This is a genomic window from Terrisporobacter sp. (genome assembly GCF_017888745.1).
Classification (GTDB): Bacteria; Bacillota; Clostridia; order Peptostreptococcales; family Peptostreptococcaceae; genus Terrisporobacter.
In genome coordinates, this window is record NZ_JAGHFM010000316.1 from 1 (window position 1) to 4,801 (window position 4,801).

Annotated in this window: 3 protein-coding genes; all 3 read right to left on the bottom strand. The window is 27.3% G+C overall.

From position 1 onward, the window contains the following. The coding region (locus tag J7G74_RS14105) for a UTP--glucose-1-phosphate uridylyltransferase (RefSeq protein WP_297136504.1) at positions 1-596 on the bottom strand (596 nt) is incomplete at its 3' end. Between the two features lie 2,210 nt (positions 597-2,806). Further along, a complete protein-coding gene (locus J7G74_RS14110) occupies positions 2,807-3,853 on the bottom strand; it encodes a mannose-1-phosphate guanylyltransferase (RefSeq protein ID WP_297136506.1) in 1,047 nt (348 codons plus the stop codon). Between the two features lie 15 nt (positions 3,854-3,868). Next, the coding region (locus J7G74_RS14115) for a phospho-sugar mutase (RefSeq protein WP_297136508.1) at positions 3,869-4,801 on the bottom strand (933 nt) is incomplete at its 5' end.

Below are 4,801 nucleotides of genomic sequence, written 5' to 3' on the forward strand. Positions count from 1 at the left end.
GCTTCTTCAACTGATGGTTTTTCCACCATATCTTTAACTTTGTAAACTCTATCTTCTATATGTTTAACATCAAGTATCCCGTACTTGTCTACGTTTTCTTTAGCTACTTGTTGAACACCAAGTATTGTAGTTTTATATTCGTCGTAAGCATTTATCATTTGTTTTAAACAAGGAACTTCTGCATCTACTATATCATCTCCTAGTAAAACTGCAAAAGGCTCATCTCCTATAAAACTTTTTGCACAGTGAACTGCATGTCCTAATCCTTTTGGCTCTTTTTGTCTTATGTAATGTATGTTTACCATGTTAGATATTTTTTGTACCATTTCTAACATTTCTTTTTTGCCTTTGTTTTCAAGTTCTAGTTCTAATTCTACTGATCTGTCAAAGTGGTCTTCTATACATTTTTTGTTACGTCCTGTTACTATTAGTATTTCTTCTATACCAGATGCTATTGCTTCTTCTATTATGTATTGTAATGTTGGCTTGTCCACTATTGGTAGCATCTCTTTAGCTTGTGCTTTTGTAGCTGGTAGGAATCTTGTTCCTAGTCCTGCTGCTGGTATTATGGCTTTTCTTACTTTGTTTTTATTCATCCCTTCCTCCAAATAATCATATACCTATTAATACTTTTTATTTAGAATTTTATTTTTTACTTGTATAATTCTAATAATAGTATACCTACAACAATAGTATACTTCACACTTTTTGGTATGTAAATAGTATCTTTTTTCTAAAATTATCTTATTATTTTAAGCAATCTATTGTACTAGTTAAAATTTATTTTCTAAATAAAGTAAACTCCTTTTGATAAAATGAGTCATCCATAAGGGTTAGTTGATGGGTATATTATCAAAATACTAACTCTTTAATTTTTGCTATAGATTTATCATTCCCCATAACTTTATTTATTGTAAAAATTAACTAGAACAACAAATTAATTATATATTAACTACTACTTATAATTTCCATCAACTTAAGTCCACTTTTTATATCATTTACCATTTCTTATTGTATATAAATCATGTCTACATGATTTATACTTAATTTTTCCACATTTTCTTCTATTCATCAATATTCTATCACCTTTAAAAAGCTTCTTTAATATGCCTTGTATTTACCTCACATATTAAAGACACACCATTCCTAACCTCTATCATATACCAATATGTTGTTTTATCATTTTCATATTTTTTAGAAAACTTGTAATTTAGATGAACTTAAACTGATTGTGTATAACCTACTTAAATAATTTTGTTAAGAATTGATAATAATTTTCCAGATTAATTTAACTTGCTATGCTAGTTAATTTTTATAACAAAAAACTCCTAAACAGCACTTACTACTTTCATGTTCTCTAATTTTAATTCTTAAAATTTCATTTTTATCTTCTTCGTTATTATTAAGATAATGCATGCTGCTAATTTTTTTATTAAATGATTATCACGTACTGAAAAGTATACAACATCAATAAATACTATAGGATATACTTCATTCAGCGTATGCTATTTACAATCTTATATTCGAGAAAGTAATCTCTCAGTTATGTCAGAAACCATACTCTAACTAACTTCAAATCCATAAATATCATCAATTTGTCATTAAATCTGGTGTATTGACACTCCTTTATCATACATAGATATTATTTTTTTGTTCAATTTGAGAGATATCTTTTTGTCTCTTTTTTACTATTTCGGTTGAAGAAATTCATCACAGTCTTGAGTCACATCAATTTCTAACTGATAATATTTACGCCTTACCATCTTTGACCTATTGCCATTTGTAGAATTAGAAGATTCGTTTCTTTCATATGGTCCGTAACATAAGTGATTATCTAATTCTACTTTAAACCTATTTTCTATAGTTCAATCCTGTGAATCTTTTAATGTATCTTGAGTATCTTCATAACTTTCAATATCGTATTCGTCAATTAAACTTGCTATTATATTTCTTTTCCTTCACTCAATTTTTCTTTTTCTCATAATAAAATAGCCTCCTATAATAATTTAATATTATCATAGAAAACTGATAGTTTTTATATTTACAGACTTTTTCACACACACACACTAAATTTTTACTAGCACAATAGATTAAATCATAACAACTAATTCTATTACGAAATGTTAAGATATACAGCCTTTTTATGATAATTTTAATTTGATATACTATATTTTATTATTTCTTAACATTTATATTATAATTAATTATATTCATAACCTTATTTTCAAAAACAAAAACTTCTTGAATCTACTAAGCAGTCAATATTCAAAATAGTTTTATAGACAATGTTCATATACTAGCAAATGTCCATTCTGAACTTTAATATATCAAAAATTAAATTGATACCAATCTTTAAGATAATCTAGATTATATATAGAACTTACATATATATGAGATACAAAAGTAAATCATGCTTTCTATTTTAGATAGTATAAAATACACAAACATATCAAAGTTCCCAAAAACACTTAGCCCTAATCTAAAATTGCTCGTTAGGCTTTGTTATATAATTTCACAAAAAAATTAATTTTCAATATTTCATTTATAAAACATGAATATGAAAATTAATTTGTAATCTAAAGTTTACTGTTCTCTCTAACAATATTAACTTAAATTTACTTAAATACATATTGTGGAATATTTATCTAAGAAAAGTAAATTTAAAAATAATCTATTATAAAAACTCATTTCATCTATGATTATACTCTTATCATTACCATAAAAGAGTTCTCACTTAACAAATCAAAAATTATTTTATACAATTTAATTTACTAGAATAATTGAATTTTTATACTCATATCATGTCTCAAATAATATTCTTTAATTTTTTTATATTAGCTACATTAGACTTACGCCCAACTAATATCTTGCCATCATGCTCTATAACGTATATATCACTTAAACCTTCAACAACCACACTATGACTAGAAGATATAACTAAATTATTCTCTCCTTCAACGGCTTTAGTATCACCAACTAAGATATTTCCAGCTTCATCCTTTTCTCTATATCTATCTAATGCTTCCCAACTTCCAACATCATCCCATCCGAAATTACTTGGAACTACATAAATAGATTTAGACTTTTCCATAACTGCATAGTCTATAGATATAGCTTCTGTTTTATAGTAATTGTTATTTATAAAATTTTGCATGTCATCTTCGTTAACAGTATCAATATCAACTAAAGCTTCATATGTATCATTAGTGTAACATCTTATTTGATTTAAAATATTCTCTACACTCCAAAGGAACATTCCTCCATTCCATAAATAGTTTCCTTCTCTTAGATATTCCTCAGCTTTTTCTTTATTTGGCTTTTCAACAAAAGCATCAACTTTAATAACTTTATGATTATTTACTAAAGCTTCATCAGTTCCGTATCTAATGTATCCGTATCCTGTTTCAGGTCTAGTCGGCTGCATACCTAAAGTTATTATAGCTTCATTATTTTCTTTAACAAATTCATTTGCATCTTCTATAATATTTCTAAATTCTTCTTCATCTTTAATTAAGTGATCAGAAGGTAAAACTATCATATTTGCATTTTCATAGAATTTTTTAATTATAAAAGCTGATAATGCTATACAAGGAGATGTATTTCTTCCTTCTGGCTCAACTATTATATTTCTTTCTGGTAATTCAGGCAATTGTTCTTTTACTAGATCAACATACATTTCCCCAGTACAAACAAATATTCTCTCAATTGGTATAATAGGTTTAATTCTATTTACAGTCATTTGTATCATAGTATCTTCACCTATTAAGTTTAAAAACTGTTTTGGCTTTTCTTCCGTAGAAAGAGGCCAGAATCTAGTTCCTTTTCCACCAGCCATTATTAATGCACATAACATATTTACCCCCCCCTTCTACTTAGATAATAAAGAATCTATATGATTCATTATTCTTTCTAATTTAACGTCAACTACTTCTTTTTCATCACCATTACACCCAAAATAGAACTTAATCTTAGGTTCTGTTCCAGAAGGTCTAACTGCTATCCAGCTTCCATTTTCTAATATAAACTTAAGAACATCAGATTTAGGTAGACTATCAATACCCTTACTATAGTCTTTTAGCTCATCTACCTTAATTCCACCTATTTCATTTATATCTGAAGTTCTAAAAGTGTTCATTATAGATTTAATTTTTTCCATTCCATCTATGCCTTTTAATGTAATAGATTTTAACTCTTCTCTATAATATCCATACTTAGCATAAACCTCCTGAAGACCTTCGTATAAAGTCATTCCTTTATCATAATAATAAGCTGCCATTTCAGATATTAATAGTGCAGATACTACTCCATCTTTATCTCTAGCATGAGTACCTACTAAATATCCATAGCTTTCTTCATATCCCATGATAAAAGTAGAATTTCCACTCATTTCATACTCATTGATTTTTTCACCAATGAATTTAAATCCTGTTAATGTATCAACACATCCAACTCCATAAGAATTAGCTATTTTAGCACCAAGCTCCGATGTAACTATCGTTTTTACTATCATTGGATTGTTCATTTTCTTTATCTCATCAACTTTGTTGCTCATTACATAATCAACTAAAAGTGACCCTACTTGGTTTCCATTAAGAACAATATATTGTCCTTTATTATCCTTAACAACAACACCCACTCTATCACAATCAGGGTCAGTGCCAATTATTATATCTGCTCCATCTTTTTTAGCCATTTCTATAGCTATATCAAATACTTCTTTTTCTTCTGGATTTGGATACTTAACAGTAGAAAAATTACTATCTGGCATTTCTTGTTCTTTAACTACTGCCACATTTTTAAA

What these genes read in the sequence shown, in the direction of transcription:
- J7G74_RS14110 (WP_297136506.1), bottom strand. Translation starts at nt 3,853, where the DNA reads ATGTTATGTGCATTAATAATGGCTGGTGGAAAAGGAACTAGATTCTGG.